The organism is Nocardioides sp. Root240, assembly GCF_001428825.1.
Taxonomy (GTDB): Bacteria; Actinomycetota; Actinomycetes; order Propionibacteriales; family Nocardioidaceae; genus Nocardioides.
Genome location: NZ_LMIT01000010.1, coordinates 529,822 through 549,423, shown reverse-complemented (window position 1 = coordinate 549,423; position 19,602 = coordinate 529,822). Strand labels below are relative to the sequence as shown.

16 protein-coding genes and 1 tRNA gene are annotated in these 19,602 nt (G+C 72.1%); 6 read left to right on the top strand and 11 right to left on the bottom strand.

Annotated features, from left to right (window positions below):
* Nucleotides 1-193: 193 nt before the first annotated feature.
* Nucleotides 194-283 (top strand) — tRNA-Ser (locus ASE20_RS12695).
* A 46-nt stretch (nt 284-329) separates the two neighbouring features.
* On the opposite strand, the gene ASE20_RS12690 is transcribed toward ASE20_RS12695, so the two are convergent.
* Nucleotides 330-2,471, bottom strand: a complete 2,142-nt coding sequence (locus ASE20_RS12690; RefSeq protein WP_157538514.1) for a BTAD domain-containing putative transcriptional regulator — start codon at nt 2,469-2,471, stop codon at nt 330-332.
* Between the two features lie 153 nt (nt 2,472-2,624).
* Here ASE20_RS12690 and ASE20_RS12685 point away from each other — a divergent pair, with 153 nt between their 5' ends.
* Both ASE20_RS12685 and ASE20_RS12680 read left to right on the top strand, forming a co-directional pair.
* Complete coding sequence (locus ASE20_RS12685) at nt 2,625-3,314, top strand: hypothetical protein (protein WP_056894895.1); 690 nt, start codon at nt 2,625-2,627, stop codon at nt 3,312-3,314.
* Nucleotides 3,315-3,359: 45 nt separating this feature from the next.
* Entirely contained in the window at nt 3,360-4,259 is a 900-nt protein-coding gene (locus ASE20_RS12680; RefSeq protein WP_082612347.1) for an alpha/beta hydrolase, read from the top strand.
* Between the two features lie 8 nt (nt 4,260-4,267).
* On the opposite strand, the gene ASE20_RS12675 is transcribed toward ASE20_RS12680, so the two are convergent.
* Entirely contained in the window at nt 4,268-4,660 is a 393-nt protein-coding gene (locus tag ASE20_RS12675) for a hypothetical protein (protein ID WP_157538513.1), read from the bottom strand.
* 143 nt (nt 4,661-4,803) lie between these two features.
* Here ASE20_RS12675 and ASE20_RS12670 point away from each other — a divergent pair, with 143 nt between their 5' ends.
* Entirely contained in the window at nt 4,804-5,685 is an 882-nt protein-coding gene (locus tag ASE20_RS12670; protein WP_056894892.1) for an AAA family ATPase, read from the top strand.
* A gap of 4 nt (nt 5,686-5,689) precedes the next feature.
* Nucleotides 5,690-7,102 carry a VWA domain-containing protein gene (locus ASE20_RS12665; RefSeq protein ID WP_056894891.1) on the top strand — a complete coding sequence of 471 codons (1,413 nt, stop codon included), beginning with the start codon at nt 5,690-5,692 and terminating at the stop codon, nt 7,100-7,102.
* 126 nt (nt 7,103-7,228) lie between these two features.
* Here ASE20_RS12665 and ASE20_RS12660 read toward each other — a convergent pair whose 3' ends face one another.
* From ASE20_RS12660 to ASE20_RS12620, 9 genes are all read right to left on the bottom strand, one after another.
* Nucleotides 7,229-8,692 (bottom strand): flavin-containing monooxygenase, encoded by a 1,464-nt coding sequence (locus ASE20_RS12660; protein ID WP_056894890.1) that lies wholly within the window; start codon nt 8,690-8,692, stop codon nt 7,229-7,231.
* On the bottom strand, nt 8,689-9,402 hold the full coding sequence (locus tag ASE20_RS12655) for a TetR/AcrR family transcriptional regulator (protein ID WP_056894889.1): 714 nt from the start codon (nt 9,400-9,402) through the stop codon (nt 8,689-8,691). Before ASE20_RS12655 ends, ASE20_RS12660 begins: the two co-directional genes overlap by 4 nt.
* A gap of 42 nt (nt 9,403-9,444) precedes the next feature.
* Nucleotides 9,445-11,121: an FAD-dependent oxidoreductase gene (locus ASE20_RS12650; RefSeq protein WP_056894888.1), complete on the bottom strand. Its 1,677-nt coding sequence runs from the start codon at nt 11,119-11,121 to the stop codon at nt 9,445-9,447.
* A 9-nt stretch (nt 11,122-11,130) separates the two neighbouring features.
* Nucleotides 11,131-12,141 carry an AurF N-oxygenase family protein gene (locus ASE20_RS12645; protein WP_082612346.1) on the bottom strand — a complete coding sequence of 337 codons (1,011 nt, stop codon included), beginning with the start codon at nt 12,139-12,141 and terminating at the stop codon, nt 11,131-11,133.
* 190 nt (nt 12,142-12,331) lie between these two features.
* Nucleotides 12,332-13,684, bottom strand: a complete 1,353-nt coding sequence (locus ASE20_RS12640; RefSeq protein WP_056894887.1) for a hypothetical protein — start codon at nt 13,682-13,684, stop codon at nt 12,332-12,334.
* Nucleotides 13,681-14,613 carry a hypothetical protein gene (locus ASE20_RS12635; RefSeq protein ID WP_056894886.1) on the bottom strand — a complete coding sequence of 311 codons (933 nt, stop codon included), beginning with the start codon at nt 14,611-14,613 and terminating at the stop codon, nt 13,681-13,683. The genes ASE20_RS12640 and ASE20_RS12635 overlap by 4 nt, the downstream gene beginning before the upstream one ends.
* A gap of 3 nt (nt 14,614-14,616) precedes the next feature.
* The gene (locus ASE20_RS12630) at nt 14,617-15,069 is read right to left on the bottom strand and encodes a hypothetical protein (protein ID WP_056894885.1); all 453 of its coding nucleotides are present in this window, start codon (nt 15,067-15,069) and stop codon (nt 14,617-14,619) included.
* Between the two features lie 55 nt (nt 15,070-15,124).
* Nucleotides 15,125-16,294: a pyridoxal phosphate-dependent aminotransferase gene (locus ASE20_RS12625; RefSeq protein ID WP_056894884.1), complete on the bottom strand. Its 1,170-nt coding sequence runs from the start codon at nt 16,292-16,294 to the stop codon at nt 15,125-15,127.
* 31 nt (nt 16,295-16,325) lie between these two features.
* Nucleotides 16,326-17,825, bottom strand: coding sequence for an FAD-binding protein (locus ASE20_RS12620; RefSeq protein WP_225869103.1), 1,500 nt, complete (start codon nt 17,823-17,825; stop codon nt 16,326-16,328).
* A gap of 72 nt (nt 17,826-17,897) precedes the next feature.
* On the opposite strand from ASE20_RS12620, the gene ASE20_RS12615 reads away from it, so the two are divergent.
* Entirely contained in the window at nt 17,898-19,397 is a 1,500-nt protein-coding gene (locus tag ASE20_RS12615; RefSeq protein ID WP_056894883.1) for a potassium/proton antiporter, read from the top strand.
* Nucleotides 19,398-19,602: the final 205 nt, after the last annotated feature.

Sequence of the window (19,602 nt, the reverse complement as noted above, 5' to 3'; positions counted from 1 at the left end):
TCCAGTAGACAACGTCGTCCCCCGTGTGACCAGCATCTCTCGTGCCTCCGACGATGCCGACGCAACGTTGCAACGACGTTGCAACGGATCTCGTCCGAGACCGGCCCGGTCCGTCCACCGCCCGCTCGGCGTACGTCGCCCGCCGTACCGGCCCGATTTCGGCCGCCCGTCACCCTCCGGTAATCTCTCCCGCGGTGACGTGTCCGAGCGGCCTAAGGAGAACGCCTCGAAAGCGTTTGTGGGCGCAAGTCCACCGAGGGTTCAAATCCCTCCGTCACCGCCACTGATCGGACCGGGTCCTCGACCCGGTCCGATCTGGTTTTGCCGGCTCAGCCGCCGACGGCGTCCCAGCCGACGGCGTCGACCCCGAGCTCGGTCATCCGCTCCTGGTAACGGCTGTGGGCCAGCTTGGCCTCGCCGAAGCGCCGGGCGTCGCGCAGCGCGGCGATCAGGGCGAGGTGGTCCGGCTCGTCGTACGGGTCGCCGCTGAGGAGCCGGGTCAACCAAGGAACGGCGGCGGCCGGCGTGCCGCGGCCGGCGTGCAGGACGGCGATGGCGCGCACGACCTCGCGCGCGACGGCGTCGAGCTCCTGGCGCAGCTCGTCGGCCCACTCGGCGTCCTCGCCCTCGGCGAAGGGGCCGGTGTAGAGGGATGCGGCCGCTTCCAGTGCTGCCAGCGCGTGCTCGCCGGCAGGGCCCGCCGGGCTGTTGGGGACCTGGCCGAGCGCGGACCGGGCCGCCGACCGGAACTCCTCGACGTCGTGCTCGACGTGCTCGGCGACCAGCACCAACCGGCCGCCGTCGGACCGCAGGAAGTGGTCGGCGGGGTGCCGGCGGTCGGGGTCGAGCGCGGTTCGCAGGTGGGACAGGGCGACCGACAGCCGGTTGCTGACGTCGCGGGCGTCGGGCCACAGCAGCTGGGCGAGCTGGGCACGGGTCAGTCCGGCGGAGCCGTGGGCGGCGATCAGGCGCAGCACCTCGTGCGCCTTGCGCGAGGGCCACTCGCCGCTGCCGATCGGGATCCCGTCGCGCAGCACGACGAAGCCGCCCAGCGAGTGCACGCGGACGGGGGCGGCAGTGGTGCCGGCGCCGACGACGTGCAGCTGCCCTGCGATCCGGCTGGCGTCGGCGACCACGCCGTGGGCGCGCAGCTGCTGGACCGCCAGCCGACGCTCGAGCGGATCGCGACGGAGGTGCGCGGTGACGAGGCGGTGGACCGCGACCCGGATCGGGTCGCCGATGCGCTGGCGCAGCTGCCCGGCCTCGTGCAGGCGCGGGTCGTCGGCGCTGGTGCCGTCGAGCAGGCAGAGGAGCTCGAGGGCCTCGGCGGTCCGGGTGAGGTCGTTGACGCGGCCGGCCTCGACGACGGCGAGCTCGGCCTGCGCGCGGGCGGCGTCCGGGGCACCGGTGCACAGGTGGACCCAGGCGGCGGCGGTCAGGCTCGCCGCTCCGCGAACGGCGATCGGCTCGCGCTCCACCCGGGCGACCAGGGCCGCCGCTCCCGAGGGGTCCTCGAGCGCGGTGACCAGCGCCAGCCCGGAGAGCGAGGGGACCAGGGTCTGGGCGTCGCCCTCGATCTCGGCCGCCGCGACCGCGTGACGGTACGACGCAGCGGCCTGCGTCGCGAGGCCGAGCGTGGCCTGGATGTCCCCGACCAGCTGCCAGGAGCTGCCCGAGTTGGGGGAGCCCGCCGAGGCGTAGAACGCACGGGCCTGGTGGGCGGAGGCGAGGGCCTCGTCCAGGCGGCCGAGGGTCATCAGGGCCTCGGCGAGGTTGTGCCGCAGCAGTGCCAGCCCCGACTGGTGCCCAGTGCGTAGGTTCACCTGCTGGCCGGCGATCGCCAGTGCCACCGCGGCCTCGGGGGCACCCTCCTCGAGGGACCGGGAGGCCAGGTTGTTCAGCACGCGCTCCAGCGTCAGGTCGTCACCGGTGCGCTGCGCCCAGGCCTTGGCCCGCTCGTAGTACCAGAAGTTGGCGTCGCGGTCGCCGTCGGCGGCGGAGAGCAGCGCGAGCGCGACGTCGACGAAGCCCTGCGCGGCACCGTTCGCCTCGGCATCGAGCGCACCCGCCTCCTCGGCGTACCCGCGTGCTGCTGCGTGGTCGCCGCGGTTCCAGGCGATCGACGCGCGGATGGCGGTCAGGCGCGCGCGGTCGGCCGGGTCCGCCGCCGGGTCCGCCCGTTCGGCGACCGCGGCAGCGTCGCGCAGGTGGCCGAGGTGGTGCAGGCCGTACGTGGCGCGCCACGCCAGCCAGCCGGGGACCGGCTCGGGCGCCGGGACCAGCCGGTCGAGCAGCGCGGTCCAGTGCTCACGCAGCAGGAGCGCGGTCAGCTCGGGCGCCCGCCGGCGGGCCGACGCCAGCGGATCGGCGGCCTCGACCAGCTCGGTCAGGAGTGCGTCGGCGGCGACGCGGGGTGAGTGCACCAGCGCGACGGGCGACTCGGCGCCCAGCCCGAGGAGAGGCACACTCACGCGGCCATGGTAGGGCGCCACGACCGGGCGAAAGGTGTTTTTAAGGCGGCTCGTCGAGGCTGTGCGACGTCCTGAGGGACGGGCCAGTGGGGGCTCGTCCCTCACCCCCCCGACCAGCGCCGTCCCCCACGGCGTACCGAAGGAGAACAAACCATGCGTTCCAAGATCGCGACCTTCCTCACCGTCATCGGTGCGGTGACGGTCCTCGTCCTCGCCGCCAACACCGCCGCCATCGCGGCGACCGGCAAGGGCTTCCTGCTCGGCAAGGCCAACAGCGCCGACCGGCTCACCAGCATCGCCCGCACCACGAACGGTCCGGTGCTGTCGGTGAAGACCAGGACGAGCACCGCTGCCCCGTTCGCCGTGAACGGCAAGGGCCGGGTCACCAACCTGAACGCCGACAAGGTCGACGGCAAGGACGCCAGCGTCCTCGGCACCCGCGCCTGGGTCTGGGCCTACGCCGGCTCCTCGACCGCGTCGTCGGGCCACACCTACACCCTGCCCAACCTGCCCGCCGGCACCTACCTCTTCAACTACGAGGTCTGGCTCGGGCCGGGCTCCTACAACGGCGCCGGTGACCTCGACTGCTACCTGAACCGCGGCTCCCTCTACGGTGCCGAGGCTGGCGCCCCCGGCAGCGGCACGTTCGGCACCGGCGTCACGGGCTCCGCGACGATGACGCTGCCGGCTGCCGCCAACGTCAACCTGATCTGCCGGGTCTCGTCGGGGACCTCGACGTGGTCGTTCAGCCAGAACCAGCCGCTGCGCATCACCGCGGTCCCGGTCACGGCGCTGACCCTCAAGGGCATGCCGTCGGCGAAGACGGTCGCCCGCGTCAAGTGACAACCGTCCGCCCGGCCCGCGCGTCGTAGTCGCGTGGAGCAAACGGTGCCGGAGCGACGGGTCAGCCGCCGCCGCCTTCTGTGGGGAAGCGCGGCGGCGGCTGCTGTCGGTGGAGCCGGTCTGGCCGGCGTGGAGCTCGAGGTGCTCCCGGGGAAGGCCTCGCTCTACCACCACCTGGGGCACGACGGCCCGGACGGCCTCGTACCGGACGTGGAGCCGGGGCGGGTGGTCCGCGGGGCGTTCGTGTCGCGAGCGCGGGGGACGGACGTCGGCTGGGCGCTGGCGCGGCCGCCCGGTGTCGATCCCGACGAGCGGCTGCCGGTCGTCGTCGCGCTGCACGGACGACGGCAGGACCACACGAGTGCCTTCCGCCGAGACCGGCTGGCGCTGGACCGGTTCATGGCAGCGCTCACATCGGACGGCGTACCGCCGTTCGCGGTGGCCAGCGTCGACGGGGGCGAGACGTACTGGCACGACCGCGCGAGCGGGGACCGGGCGCAGACGATGGTGGTCGAGGAGCTCCTGCCGCTGCTCGAGAAGCAGGGTGTCAGCACCGCCCGGATCGGGTTCGTGGGCTGGTCCATGGGCGGCTTCGGGGCACTGCACCTGGCTGCGGCGCTCGGGCCGGAGCGGATCGCGGCGGTGGCGGCGATGTCACCCGCCCTCTGGCACCGGTACGACGACACGGCGCCCGGCGCGTACGACGACGCCGCTGACTTCGAGCAGGTCACCGTGATGGGCCGGCAGGAACGGCTGGCCGGCATCGGGGTCCGGGTGGACTGCGGGATGGGCGACCCGTTCTACGCCACGACGCGCGACTACGTGGAGGGCTTCCCGGAGCGGCAGCAACCGGCGGGCGGCTTCGAGCTGGGCGACCACGACAGCGGGTACTGGCGGCGGATCGCGCCGGACGTGCTGCGCTTCCTGGGCGGCGCCCTCACCTGACGGCGGGGTCAGTGACGGGAGGACCTCGGGGAGGGCTTGGGCGCCGTCTCGGGACCGAGGCACACCGCGACCAGCTCACCCGCGATCTTGCCGCTGAAGACGTCCCAGCCACGGTCGAAGGTGACCAGCTCGGTGTCGCCCTCGGGGGTGCGCACGATGGCCTTGCTCGGGATGACGGTGCGGTCGAAGCCGGTGAAGGAGCACCGGTTCATCTGCATCATGTCCTCGAGCGGGCCGGACGACATGCCGAGGCGTTCGGACGGCGCCGTGGGCTGCGGCTCGGCGATCACGCCGATGGCTCCGAAGCCGACGAGCAGGGTCAGCCCGGCCACGGTCGTCGCCGTACGGACCGAGTGGACCGCCGCGCGCAACCAGGCCGCGGGAGCAGCACGATCTGACATCAGCTTCCCCCCTGGTTGCTCCGTGGTCGGTGGTCGTCCCGTTGTCGAACTCAACGACCCGGGGCGCCCGGAGTCACGACCGCCGGGTGTGATCTGCGCCGACCCCGTCACCGTTCGGGCGTGGCAACGGGCAGGATGGGCCCATGACCTGGTTCGAGTCACCGACCGACGTCGCCGCCCGGCTGGAGGCTGCCGGCTACCTCGCCGACGCGGCGACGGCGACCACCACCTTCCTCGCCGGCGCGCTCGAGAAGCCGCTCCTGCTGGAGGGCCCGGCGGGGGTCGGCAAGACCGAGCTGGCGAAGGCCGTCTCGCGGGCGACGGGCGCGGAGCTGGTGCGGCTGCAGTGCTACGAGGGCCTCGACGAGGCTCGCGCGCTCTACGAGTGGAACTACAAGAAGCAGCTCCTGCGCATCCAGGCCGCCAACGCCGCCAGCAGTAGCGGGCAGGACTGGAACGCCACGCACGACGACATCTTCACCGAGGAGTTCCTCCTCACCCGGCCGCTGCTGACGGCGATCCGGCGCGACGAGCCGACGGTCCTGCTCATCGACGAGGTCGACAAGACCGACATCGAGGTCGAGGGCCTGCTGCTCGAGGTCCTCAGCGACTTCCAGGTCACCATCCCCGAGCTCGGCACCGTCGCGGCGCTACGGCGCCCGTACGTCGTCCTGACCTCGAACGCGAGCCGCGAGCTGTCCGAGGCCGTCAAGCGACGTTGCCTCTACCTCCACATCGACTACCCCGACGCGGCCCGCGAGCGGCAGATCCTGCAGCAGCAGGTGCCCGGCCTCGACGACCGGATCGCCCAGCAGGTCGTGGAGACGGTCGCGCGGATGCGGGAGCTGGAGCTGAAGAAGGCGCCGTCGATCGCGGAGTCCGTCGACTGGGCGCGCACGCTGATCGCGCTCGAGATCCGCGACCTCGACGCCGCCGCGATCGCCCGCACCCTCGGCGCGGTGCTCAAGCACCAGTCCGACCACGACCGCGCGACCAAGGAGCTCAAGCTCAACCGGGCTGGATGATCCGATGAACGCCGACCGCTCCGGACTGCTCGACCGCCACCTCGCCTTCGTCGAGGCGCTGCGGGGCGCGGGCCTGTCCGTGTCCCTCGCCGAGGACCTCGACGCGGTCGCGGCGCTCTCGGCGTTGAAGTGGTCCGACCGCGCGACGGTGCGCGACGCCTTCGCGGCGACCATGGTCAAGAAGCAGGCGCAGCGCACGACCTTCGACGCCCTCTTCGACGTCTACTTCCCGGCGATGGTGGGTGACGGCGCGGCCGCGCAGGCCGCCGACGGTCTCCCCGCCCAGGGCGAGGGCGGCGCCGTCAAGGACAACGCCGCCGCCCTCGGCGACTTCCGCGAGCGGCTGGCCGAGATGCTGCAGGCCGGCGAGATCGACGAGGCCGAGCTGCGCCGGATGGCCGCCGAGATGGTCGGCACCTTCGGCGCGATGCCCGGCCGCGGCCCGGGCCTCTCGTCGTGGTCGGCGTACACCGCACTGCAGCGCGTCGCCCCGCAGGAGCTCGTCGACAAGCTGGTCCAGGGCCTGATGACCGACGACGTCGGCGAGGAGGAGGCGCGGCGCCGCGCCCACCGCCGCATCGGCGAGTTCACGGGGATGGTCGAGGACGACGCCCGCCGGCGGATCGCCGAGGAGAAGGGGCCCGACCACGTCGCCGAGGTCGCGATCCGGCCCAGCATCGACAAGCTCGCCTTCATGGCGGCCCGGCGCTCCGACCTCGACGAGATGCGCAAGGAGATCTTCCCGCTCGCCCGGCGCCTCGCGACCCGGCTCGCGAAGGAGCAGCACTCACGCCATGCCCGGACGGCGCCGCTCGACTTCCGTCGTACCGTGCGGGCCTCGATCGCGACCGGTGGCGTCCCGATCACCACGCACCACCGGCCCAAGCGCCCGCACCGCTCGGACCTCGTCGTGCTCTGCGACGTCAGCGGATCGGTGGCGAACTTCGCTCAGTTCACGCTGCTGTTCGTCTTCGCGCTGCGCGAGGTGTTCCAGAGCATGCGCGCGTTCACCTTCATCGACCACGTGCACGAGGTCACCGGCCACTTCCGGCCCGGCGCCGACCCGGTCGACGTCCTCGCCGACCTGGCGGCGTCCGCCTCGCACGCCGCGCTGTGGGGGCGGACCAACTACGGCCGCGCGTTCACCAAGTTCGACGAGAACTTCTTCGACGCGCTCACCCCGAAGACCACGCTGCTGATCCTCGGCGACGCCCGCTCCAACTACAGCGACCTGCACGAGGACACCCTGCGCCGGCTGACCGGCGCGGTGAAGCGCTCGTTCTGGCTCAACCCCGAGCACGAGCGCAACTGGGGCACCGGCGACTCCGCCGCCCCCACCTACGGCGAGATCGTGCCGATGATCGAGTGCCGGAACCTCGTTCAGCTCCAGGAGTTCGTGCACGACCTCGCCTGGTGAGGTCGAAATGAGTTTCACCGGCCGGCCGGTGAAACTCACGCTTGGACGATGAAANNNCGTCCAAGCGTGAGTTTCGTCGTCCAAGCACGGGAGAAACACCGGCCGGCCGGTGAAACTCCCGCGAGCTCAGGAGCTGAACTCGAGCGCCTTGTCCTCGACGGGCTTGCGGAACACCAGCACGTCCTTGAAGTAGTTCATCTTCAGCCGCCACGGGAACTGCGAGCCCTGCTTGGGCAGCGCGTTGATCGACCGCATGACGTAGCCGGCCTCGAAGTCGAGGAAGGGCTCCTCGGTGACGGAGGGATCGCGGACGGGGACGACCGTGCGGGTGCCGGTGCGGTCCATGTGCTGAAGCACCTTCACGACGTACTCGCACACCAGGTCGGCCTTCAGCGTCCACGACGCGTTGGTGTAGCCGATGATGAACGCGAAGTTCGGGATCCCGCTGAGCATCAGGCCCTTGTAGGCCATGGTGTCGGACGGCGAGATGACCTGGCCGTCGACGCCGAGGGTGGCGCCGCCGAAGATCTGCAGGTTGAGGCCGGTGGCGGTGATGACGATGTCGGCCTCGAGCTCCTTGCCGGACTTCAGCAGGATGCCCTTCGGCGTGAACGTGTCGATGTGGTCGGTGACGATGTCGACGCTGTGCTGGCGCAGGGCCTTGAACAGGTCGCCGCCGGGCACGGCGCACAGGCGCTGGTCCCACGGGTCGTACGGCGGCTTGAAGTGCTCGTCGAACTTCACGTCGTCGGGCAGCTGGCGCTCGAGCAGCTTGCGCAGCAGCGCGCGCGACTCCTTGGGCCGGGCCTGGCAGAACTCGTAGAACGCGATCCGGCTCGTCAGGTAGCGGGTGCGGACCAGCTTCTGCGCGAGCTTGTCGGGCAGCCGCTTGTACATCTCGGCCGACACCTTGTCGTAGGTCGGCTGGCTGATGATGTACGTCGGCGTGCGCTGCAGCATCGTCACGTGGCCGGCACCGGAGTTGGCCAGCGCCGGGATCAGCGTCACCGCGGTCGCGCCGGAGCCGATCACGACGATCCGCTTGCCGTCGTAGTCGAGGTCCTCGGGCCAGTGCTGCGGGTGGATCAGCTGGCCCTCGTAGTCGCCGACGCCGGGGAAGTCGGGGGTGAAGCCCTCGTCGTACCGGTAGTAGCCGGAGGTCGACCACAGGAAGTTCGAGGTGAGCTGGAGGGTCTCGCCGGTGTCGGTGCGCTCGACGGTCACGGTCCAGCGGGCGTCCTCGGTGGAGAACTCCGCGTGCACCAGCTTGTGGTGGTAGCGGATGTGCTCGTCGATGCCGTGCTCGGCCGCCGCCTCCTTGAGGTAGGCGAGGATGTCGGGCCCGTCGACGATCGCCTTGGTGCCCTTCCACGGCTTCCAGCCGAAGCCGAGCGTGTGCATGTCGGAGTCGGACCGGATGCCGGGGTAGCGGAACAGGTCCCAGGTGCCGCCGAGCGAGTCGCGCATCTCGAGGAGGGCGTAGGTCTTGCCGGGCAGCGACGTGGTGACGTGGTAGGCCGCATCGATGCCCGAGAGGCCGGCGCCGACGATGAGGACGTCGAGGTGCTCAGTGGGGACGGAGTCGGTCATGGTGCTTCCTTCAGGTTGAGGAGCTGCTCGACGGGGACGTCGGGCACCTCGATGTTGCGGCTGGCGACGAGGCCCTCGATCTGCAGCCAGGTCACCTCGGCGAGCAGGTCGATGAACGCGGGGGCGGCGGGGCGGAGCTCGTCGCGCGAGCTCCAGTTGCGGACGGCGGCCATCACGCCGCCGACGAGGAGGAACACCCAGGGCGTGAGGGCGTCGCGGTCGTCCTCGGTGACGTCGGCGTCGAGCAGGGCGAGGATGCCGCCGATCAGGATCTCGATCTGCTCGGCGAACTGGCCGATCGCGTCGTCCAGGGGACGCTCGGTGGTGCCGTTGACCTGGTGCTCGGCGAAGCGCATCAGAGCGATGTTGTCGGTGGCCCACGTGACGTAGGCCCCGATCACGCGGTGCACGATCTCCTGGATCGTGCCCTCCAGCGTGATCGTCGACAGCAGCACCTCGCCCGCCTGAAGGCAGACCTCGCGCTGGATCGCCAGGTCGAGGTCGACCCGGTCCTCGAAGTAGCGGTAGAGCACGGTCCGGTGCACCGAGGCCTCATCGGCGATCTGCTGCACGCTGAGCTCGTCGCCGGGGGCCAGGTCGCGGTTCAGGACGACGATCGCGGCGTCGATGACGGCCTGCCGGCGGGCAGCGTTGTGCTCCTGCCAGCGCCGCTTGCGACCGTCGGTGTTGTCGCGCTTCGCCGTCCCCATGGCGACACCCCCTCGGATGCTCACGAGCTGCTCACCAGCCGCTCAAGATGTGAGCGACACCGTACGCCGAAGCAGGCCGCGGCGGCGTGCGACGGGCGGTGCCGCGGCGATCGCGCGCTGCAGCGAGGCGTCGGAGATCTTGACGCGGGGACGTCCGGCGGCGGCACCCTGCTCGCGCTCGGCCGCATCGATGCGCTGCCAGCCGCCGAGGTCGGTCGACTCGGGCAGCCGCTCGCGGACGAGGGCGGCTGCGTCCGCGAGGGCTCCCGTCGGCTCGGGGAGGCCGTGGTCGAGGTCGTCGAGGATGGTCTCGACGGTCTCCTGGGCGCAGGTCTTGTTGGTGCCGATGAAGCCGACCGGACCGCGCTTGATCCAGCCGACGACGTAGACGCCCGGCTCGACGCGGCCCTGGTGGTTCGGAACCGTCGCCGTGCGCTCGTCGAAGGGAAGGTCGGCGACGGGCAGGCCGCGGTGGCCGACGGAGCGGACGACGAGACCGGCGTCGAGCACGAAGGTGTCGTCGGTCGTCTCGGCGCGCACGGCGCCGTCGTCACCCGTCACGAGTCGGTTGCGTGCGACGCGGACACCGGTGACCCGGCCGTCCTCGCCGAGCACCTCGACGGGGGAGACGGCGAAGGCCAGCACGATCCGCCGCTTCGCGGACGTCGGGTCGACAGGACGCGCGGCGAGGTCGCGCAGCAGCTGGCTGCGCTGGTCGTCGCCGGTGAGCAGTGCGGGGTCGCAGTCGACGACGACGTCGACGTCGTCGAGGGCCGCCAGGCCGATCAGCTCGGGCACGGTGAACGCCGCCTGGGCGGGGCCACGGCGACCGAGCACGACGACCTCGCGGACCTCGCTGCCGCGGAGCCGGTCGAGGGCTCCGGGCGCCAGGTCGGTGCGCTCGAGCACCTCGGTGGGCCGGGTCAGGATCCGCGCCACGTCGAGCGCGACGTTGCCGTTGCCGACCACGACGGCCCGTTCGTGCGCGAGCGGGACCTCGAGGTCCTGCTGGTCGGGGTGGCCGTTGTACCAGCCCACGAGGGCGGTCGCCGGCACGGAGCCCACGAGCTTCTCGCCGGGGATGTCGAGGGCGCGGTCCGCGGACGCGCCGACGGCGTACACCACAGCGTGGTAGCTGCGGCGCAGGTCGGCGAGCGTCAGCTCGTCACCGACGGCGGCCCCCAAGAAGTAACGGAAGCGCGGCTGCCGCTCGATCGCCTCGAACAGCCGGGTGACCAGCTTGGTCGACGCGTGGTCCGGGGCGACGCCGTGCCGCACTAGGCCGTACGGCGTGCGCAGCCGGTCGTAGACGTCGACACCCTCGACCTCGGGGTGCTTCAGCAGCTCGTCGGCCGTGTAGAGGCCGGCCGGGCCGGCGCCGATGACGGCGACGCGGAACGGGCCGGTGCGGGTGAGCCGGCGCTGCTGCGGGACCAGCGCGACCGGGGTGCGGTCGGCGTGCGGGAAGGCGTCGTAGTAGGCAGCGTTGAGGTCGATGAACGGCAGCTGCTTCGTGGTGAGGGCAGCGTCCGGGACCATCGCGCCCACCGGGCAGGCCGTGGCGCAGGCACCGCAGCCGACGCAGGCGGTCGCGTCGACGTAGACCATCTCGGTGGTGCCGAAGCCCGGCTCGCCGGGGGCGGGGTGGATGCAGTTGACCGGGCAGGCGACGACGCACGAGGCGTCGGCACAGCACGACTGCGTGACGACGTAGGCCATGTCAGCGCGTCAGACCGCGGCGGACTTCGGCTCGCTGCGGAAGCGCGACGACGGGCCGTCGATGCCCAGCAGGCGCCACACCTGGCGGGAGACCTTGTTCATCAGGCCCAGCTCGTCGGCGAGCATGCGGACGTCGCCGAAGGTGTCGCGCAGCAGCTTCGAGGACTTGTCGGACTTCCAGTAGACCTCGCGCATGACCGACTTCGGGATGCCCAGGTCCTTCTGCATCTGCTTGGTCGGCTTCATGATCACGTCGCACAGGGCGCGCATGATGATCGGGTAGGCCAGCGAGAGGCCGAAGCGCTGGATCGTGCCGTAGTCCTTGGAGCGCTCGACGAGGTAGGAGTGCGCGAAGCCGATGTGGCGCGCCTCCTCGGCGACGTGGATCTGCATCACGCGCTCGACGATCGGGTGCAGCTCGTGGCCCGAGCGGAGCACGGACTTCTGCAGGTAGTCGATCGGCTCCTCGCCGGCGAGGATGCCGAAGAAGAAGATGTTGGGCAGCGGGCCGCCGGCCAGGCACAGGAAGGGCGCGATCTTCACGAACCACTTCGGGCCGCCCTGGACGTCGACGCCGATCCGGTTCACACCCTCCTGGAACATCTGGGTGTGGTGACACTCCTCGGTCACCTCGTGCGTGGAGTAGCGGAACTCCGCACGGTTGTTCGGCATGGCGATCAGGTGGCTCATCACGCCACCGATCAGCACCTGCTCGAACTGCAGGCCGACCTTCATGATGTTGGCGAGGCGGTACTGGCCGATCTCGATCTGGCGCTCCAGCGGGAGCGACTTGTACCAGTCCGTGCCGCCGAGCGAGTCGACCTCCGGAAGCACCCAGCGCGGGTCGTTCGGGACGACCTCGAACTCCGGGCTGTCCCACGCGATGTCGAGGAATGCGTCGAAGTGCTGGTGCACCGAGGCCTCGGAGAGCACCCGGAGGGTCTCCTGGTAGCTCAGTCCCTCGGTCCCTGGGGTGGTCTCGGGGAGGGTCTCGGCGGTGCGGTCGGCGGTGGCGGTCATCGTTCCTCGATCCGTTTCATCATCGAAAGCGGGAGCATGCACTGAGTTAGCGCAACAACATGTTGCATACATTGACCCCGGTTTTGTCAAGGAACTCGTTCCTTTTCCGGGCACGCCGACGGCCGTCCCCCGCGGAGGACGTGACATGGATCGCACGACGTCCCCAGCGGGACCGGTCGGACGGTCAGGGTCAGGCGGTCGAGCGCAGGAAGCCCTGCGCACGCCAGCGGTCGAGCGCGGCCACCAGGTCGGGGTGGTCGGCCCGGTCCGCGGCCCGGCCGCCGGCGACGAGCGCGGGTACGTCGGGGTCGGTGCCCGCGTCGTAGACGACGGTGAGGCGGTTGGCCGTGGCGGCGTTGATCAGCGAGCCGAGCAGGGCGACCGGGTCGCTGCGGTCCTCGAGCGAGAGCACCTGCACGTCGGCGGGGAGCACGGGCAGCTGGGCGGACGGGGCGCTCGCGGTGACGACCTGGTCGACGACGAAGCCGGGGAGGTCGCGCCGGGTGGCGATCTCGATGGCGGCGGCACCGCCGCTGCCCCGGCCGACCAGCATCACGCGGGCCTCGCCGTCCTCGGTCGCGGCGGCCGCGGCCAGGGCCTCGACGACCGCGGTGGCGTGGCCGGACGAGTCGCCACCCGCGACCAGGCGCAGCCGGCCGGCGCTCGGGGTGGGTGCCGCGCCGCCGGAGAGGAAGGCGAGCAGGCGGCCCGGGCCGACGCGGTGGATGCGCACGGGCTCGGTGTCGTCGCTGCCGGCCAGCAGGGTCATCAGGTCGGCGAGGCCGCTCGGCGCCTCGGCCGCGTCACTCACGTCCCCGCCGACGGGCGGGGTCGCGGAGGCGGCGTCGTCGGGCAGGTCGACAGCGACGTCGCGCAGGGCGGCGCCCCAGTCGTCGCCGAGCGGTACGACGCCCGCGGCACGCAGCCCGCCGGCCCGTGCGGGCCGTCCGCTCTCGCCGGAGAGGACGCCCGCGGTCAGCAGCCCGCGCATCTGGAGGCTGTCGAGGAGCCCGCCACCGGTGGTGACGTGCTCCATCAGCTCGGGGTTCGCCTCGGCCAGCTCGTTGAGGTAGGCCGCGACGCCGTCGCGGTCGAGCGCATCGGTCTCGATCAGGCCGGCCGCGACGATCGCACCGCCGAGGGAGACCTGGGGGGCGAGGTAGCCGATCGCCTTGCCGGCGATGGAGCCGAGGGTCTCGTAGGCCGCCGCCTGGAGCTCGTCGATCCAGCGGTAGGTCAGCACCGTCGCGCGCAGCACCAGCGCGTCGGCGTCCAGCTCGATCGACCGGCTGAGCAGGCCGTCCTTGCCGGTGGTCGCGGCGCGCAGCTCCTCCTCGGCGGTCGCCCACGTGGTGGGGGAGAGCGGCGTGGAGGCGACGACCTCGGGGTCGGTCAGCACGTCGCGGCCGAGCTTGGCCCACTCCCGCATCTGCGCGCCCGCGTCGTCGAAGAGGTCGGCCAGGCGCAGCATCTGGTCGTACTTGTCGGCCAGGTCGGCCGCCTGGACGGCGCTCAGCGGCTCCTCTGCCTGCGGGGCGGTCATCGCACGCCCTCCAGCACCGGTGCCAGCCCGGTGGCCAGGTCGTCCGGTGCGACGGCACGGATCTCGAGGCGCGGCACGCCGTCCTCGCGGTGCGGCCGCAGGGCGCGCCAGCCGTCGGCGAGCAGCGTCCACGAGACCACGCCCGCGGTGTCGATCCTCGCGCCGGAGACGTCGGCTACGAGGGCCCGCAGGCGGCCCTGGGCCTCGCTCGCGAGCGCGTTCAGCACGCGGGCGACGGCATCGTCGGCGAGCACGCCCCCCGGCCCTCGTACGGCGCCGGCGTGGCGGCGCGCGAGGACCGGCAGCAGGTCGCCGCGACCGAGCCGGGTCGCCTCGGCGGCCGCGTCGGCGAGCTCGAAGGGCAGGTCGACGTACGCCGGGACGGCGGAGGTGCCCAGCTCGAGGTCCTCGCTGATCGCGGCGACACGGGCCAGCTCGCCGGGCCAGGCGTCGGTGGCGAACCAGCCGAGCTCGAAGACGATGCCGTCGACGGTCGCCAGCGAGGCGACGGCGGTGGCGTCCTGGCGGTGCCAGACCTTGGCCTGCACGCCGGCCATCCGCAGGTCGATGTCGAGGGCCGTGCGGGGCGAGGCGAGCAGCCCGATCGCGCCGGCCAGGCCGGGGTCGAGCACGCCGTCGGAGAGCAGCCCGCGGCGCGTGAGGGCGTCGGCGCCGTCGTGGAGCGCGACCACGACGGAGCGGTAGGACTGGTCGTCGGTCGTGGCCGGGCTCGAGCCGAGGCGCGACTGCATCGTGTCGGCCTCGGTCGGCGGCGCGACCTCGAACGGCAGCGGGGCGTCGCCGGCGAGGTGGGCGGCGTGCTGCAGTTCGGCGAGGGTGAGCCCGATCCGGCGGGGCGCGGCGTCGAGCGGGTGCTGCGGACGGACCTCGTCGCGGACGGCGACGGCGGTCAGGTCGATGGTCGGCACGCGTCAGCTCTCCAGACCGGGGAGGTCGATCGCGAGCCAGTCGCGGTGGCCGGCCGGCGGCGGCACGAAGGCCGCGAGCTGCTCGTCGACCGGGTCGGGCAGGACCTGCGGGCCCTCGCCGGTCTCGTTGCGGGCGGCGATCGCTGCGATCCGCCCGCGCGCGTCGGTCACCAGCGCGGTGACCCGGGCCTGTCGCTGGACGATCTCCTCGGCGGTGCCGTCGACGGCCTCCGCGTGGTCGGCGAGCGCGTCGGCAGCGGCGACGTGCCGGTCGGCGGCGGTGCGCAGGTGGCGGGCCCGCTCGACGACCCGCTCGCGCATCGCCTGGCCGGCACGGCCGCCCCAGCCGAGGCCGTCGACCCGCGCCACCAGCTCGTCGGCCAGCATGCGTACGTCGGCGCCCTGGTCGCGCAATGCGGAGACCCGACGCCGGATGAGCTCGGTGTCGCCGTACATGAGTCGCGCCCTTCCCACTTGTCGCGTGATCAAACCTGTGCGTGACCGGTACTGGTCAGAGCGCGCCGTCCAGCCGGTCGAGCGCGCGCACGATGTCGTCGGTCGATCCGGCGAAGCTGAAGCGCAGGAAGTGGCCGCCGTCGACGGTGTCGAAGTCGATGCCGGTCGCCACGGCGACACCGGTGCGGGCGAGCAGGTCGCGCGCGTAGGCCATCGAGTCCCGGGTCAGGTGGGCCACATCGGCGTAGGCGTAGAACGCGCCGTCGGCGGGCGCCAGCTCGGTGATGCCGAGCCGGGGCAGTCCCTCGAGCAGGAGCTCGCGGTTGTGGGCGTAGCGCTGCACGTGCCCGTCGAGCTCGGCGTACGACGCCTCCTCGAAGGCCGCCAGCGCGGCGTGCTGGGCCAGCACGGGCGGGCAGATGCTGAAGTTGCCGGTCAGGATGTCGACAGGGCGTCGCAGGCGCTCGGGGGAGAGCATCCAGCCGAGCCGCCAGCCGGTCATCGAGAAGTACTTCGAGAACGAGCCGAACACGACCGCCTCGCGCGAGGTCTCCCAGGCGCAGCTGGCGCGGGCGCCGGCGTACTGGATGCCGTGGTAGATCTCGTCGGAGACCAGCTGGACGCGGTTCTCCTCGCACCAGCGGGCGATCGTGGCGAGCTCCTCGGGCTGGAGCATCGTGCCGGTCGGGTTGGCAGGGCTGGCGACCACGAGGCCGTCGAGCGGCTGCCGCGCGTGCGCCTCCGCGAGCTGGTCGACCGTCGGCTGGAACCGGGTCTCGGCGCCGGTCGGGATCTCGACGACCTCGCACCCGAGCGCGGCGAGGACGTTGCGGTAGCAGGGGTAGCCCGGGCGCGCGATCGCCACGCGGGCGCCGGCGTCGAAGGCCGCGAGGAAGGCCAGCAGGAAGCCGCCGCTGGAGCCGGTCGTCAGCACGACGTCGTCCGCCGTCACGTCGATGCCGTAGCGCCGGCGGTGGTGCCCGGCGATCGCCTCCCGCAGCTCGGGGATCCCGATCGCCGTCGTGTAGCCGAGCGGGTCGCCGGTCCCGAGCAGGCGGATCGCCTCGGCGGTGACCGGCGCCGGTGCGCCGGTGCTCGGCTGGCCCGCGACCAGGTTGAGCAGGTCGCCGTGGGTGCGCTGCCTCTCCGCTGCCCCCGCGAGCAGGTCCATGACGTGGAACGGCGGGACGTTCGCCCGCAGGGCGGCGGTGAAGCGGTCGGTCACGGGACCAACCTAGGTGCGCCGGAAATGAGTTTCACCGGCCGGCCGGTGAAACTCCCGCCGCGTGCCGTCCCGCCCGGCGGCCGAAGAACGAGCCCTCGCCGAGCTGGGTGCCCGAGCAGTAGCCGTTGCCGTCCTGGGCGATGTTCGCGGCGCAGGCACCGGCGGCGTACAGGCCGGGGACGACCGAGCCGTCGGTGCGCCGGACCTCGCCGTCGACCGTGGTCGCCATGCCGCCGATGGTGAAGCCGGCGTAGAGCGCGACACCGAGCGAGAGATCGAGGACCGCCCAGGGGCCGGCGGTCTGCGGGGCGATCCAGTCGGGGTGCTTGTGGAGCTCGGGGTCCTCGCCGCGCGCCGCGAACTCGTTGTAGCGGGTGACCGTCTCGACCAGCACGCCCGCGGGCATCCCGAGGCCGGCCTCCATCTCCTCGAGGGTCTCGAAGCCGTCCTTGAGCGGGACCAGCGGCATGTGGTCCTCGCCGAGGTGCTCGCTGTCGACGATGAGGTACGCGACCGCGTCGTCCTCCTTCAGCACGTGGTACGACGTCCGCGCGTGGTAGCTGTCCTCCGCGACGAAGCGGCGGCCGTGCTTGTTGACGATGATCCCCTTGCACCGCGACGACGGCGGGTAGAAGGGCGCGGTGATGAAGGGTTCCTCCATGTTCTCCAGGGCCGCGCCGACGGACTCGCCGAGCCGGATGCCCAGCCCGTCGTCGTACGTCGACCCGAGGGTGAACAGGTTGACCCCCAGTGCGGGCGTGTAGCGGGCGACCATGTCGGCGTTCATGACGAACCCGCCGGCCGCGACGACGACGGAGCCGGCGCGGATGACGCCGGTCCTGTCGAAGGACTTCCACGCCAGGCCGACCACGGCACCGGTCATCGGGTCACCGTCGACCACCAGGTTGGTGGCGCCGGTCTCGTAGCGGACCTCGACGCCCTCCTTCTCGACCTGGTCGCGCAGCAGGTCCATCACGATCCGGGTGCCCTCGGTGTCGCCGGGGACGGGGACCTTGTGGCCGCGCGGGGCCGGGGTGACCTCGTCGCGGTAGGGCCAGACCTTCTCGTTGCCCGTGAACATCAGGCCCTCGGTGCCGGGCTGGATGACGGCCTTGCCGGGGAAGTACGAGCGCTCGAACTGGAACCCGAGCTCCTCGAGCCAGTCGAAGTGGGCGACCGATCCCTCGCAGTACGCGCGGATCTTCTCCGGGTCGGGGTCCTTGGTCGACGCCATGAGGTAGCCGATCATCGCCTCGACGGAGTCCTCGTGACCGGTGGCCTGCTGCACCGCCGTACCGCCGCCGAGGTAGAAGTGCCCGCCCGACATCGACGAGGTGCCGCCGTGGACGGCGGCCTTCTCCAGCAGCAGGACCCGGGCGCCGGAGCGCGCGGCCTCGAGCGCGGCGCAACCGCCCGCGATGCCGAAGCCCACCACGACGACGTCGAAGGACTCCGCGTCGTGGGGGAGCTCGCTCGCGGGGAGGGCGGCGGGAATGGCCAGGCCGGCCGGAAGGTTCGAGTCAGCAGTCACGGGACAAATCTAGAACACGTTCTACCGATAGACTAGGGCCCCGCCACCCGACGAGAGCCGAGTGACAACCGCATGACCTTCGACGTCCACCAGCTCGATTCCTTCCTGCTGATCGGCGCCGCGGTCACGTTCCTCGCGGTGCTGGCGGTCCGGATGTCCTCCGGCGCGGGTCTGCCGAGTCTTCTCGTCTACCTGCTGATGGGCGTCGCGCTCGGTGAGGCGGGCGCCGGGATCGGCTTCGAGGACGCCCAGCTCGCGCACGCGATCGGGTTTGGTGCGCTGGCCGTGATCCTCGCCGAGGGTGGTCTCACGACCAACTGGCGCGACGCGCGCCCGGCCATGCGGATGGGGCTCTCCCTCGCCACCCTCGGCGTGGTCGTCTCGATCGGTGTGATGGCCGTGGGCGCCCACTTCGTGCTCGGGCTGTCATGGGAGCTCGCCATCCTCCTCGGCGCGGTCTGCTCGCCGACCGACGCCGCCGCGGTGTTCTCCGTGCTGCGCGTCGTCCCCCTGCCGAAGCGGATCACCGGCGCGCTCGAGGCCGAGTCCGGTCTCAACGACGCCCCGACGGTCGTCCTGGTGACCCTCATCGCGTCGGGCGCCGTCGGCGAGCACGGCTGGCTCGGCGCCACCGGGATCGTCGTCTACGAGCTGGTCGCCGGTGTCCTCTTCGGCCTCGCCGCGGGCTTCGGCGGCGCATGGATCATGCGCCGCGCCGCACTCCCGTCGTCCGGCCTCTACCCGATCGCGGTCCTGTGCCTGACCTTCATCGCCTACGGCACCGCGGCCGCCGTCCACGCGAGCGGCTTCGCCGCCGTGTACGTCGCCGCGCTGGTCCTCGGCAACACCGACCTCCCGCACCGCGCCACCACCCGCTCGTTCGTCGAGGGGCTGGCCTGGCTGGCGCAGATCGGGCTGTTCGTGATGCTCGGCCTGCTGCTCTCGCCGGAGCGGATCACCTGGGGGACGATCGGCACCGCGGTCGTCACCGGCACCCTGCTCACCGTGCTCGCCCGACCGCTGTCGGTCCTCGCCAGCGCGGTGGTCAGACCCATGCCGTGGAACGAGCTCGGCTTCCTCTCCTGGGCCGGGCTCCGCGGCGCGGTGCCCATCGTCCTCACCACGATTCCGCTGGCCGAGGGCGTCGACGGCGCCACCCGGCTCTTCGACATCGTCTTCGTGCTGGTCATCCTCGACACGGTGATCACCGCCCCGACCCTGCCCTGGGTGGCGCGGGTGCTGCGGGTGACCCGACGCTCGGAGCCACGCGGCTTCGACCTCGAGGCCGCCCCCCTGGAGAAGGTCGCGGCAGACCTGCTGCAGGTCACGATCAGCCCGGTCTCGCGCCTGCACGGCGTGGAGATCGGTGAGCTGAGGCTCCCCGTGGGGGCCAACGTCTCGATGATCGTCCGCGACGGACAGGCGATGGTGCCCGAGCGTCGTACCGTCCTCCGGCACGGTGACGACCTGCTCGTCGTCACCCCTCGCAAGCTGCGCGAGGCCACGGAGCAGCGGCTGCGCCAGGTCAGCGAGGGCGGCCGGCTCGCGCAGTGGCTGGAGGAGGATGTTTGATGGCGCTCGCTTCGCTCGCGCATGTCGGGCCCCCTTCGATCGCGTGATCTTCCCTCGCTGCGCTCGCTCCCTCGTTCCTCGGTCGCTCGCTCCACTCAGTCCAGATCACGCGAGGGCGCCCGACGGCATTCCGGCCCACCTGATGGGCGAACGCATCGGGTGGGGGCTGATCTCGTCGCGCCGCCCCNCCGTTTCTGGACGGAGG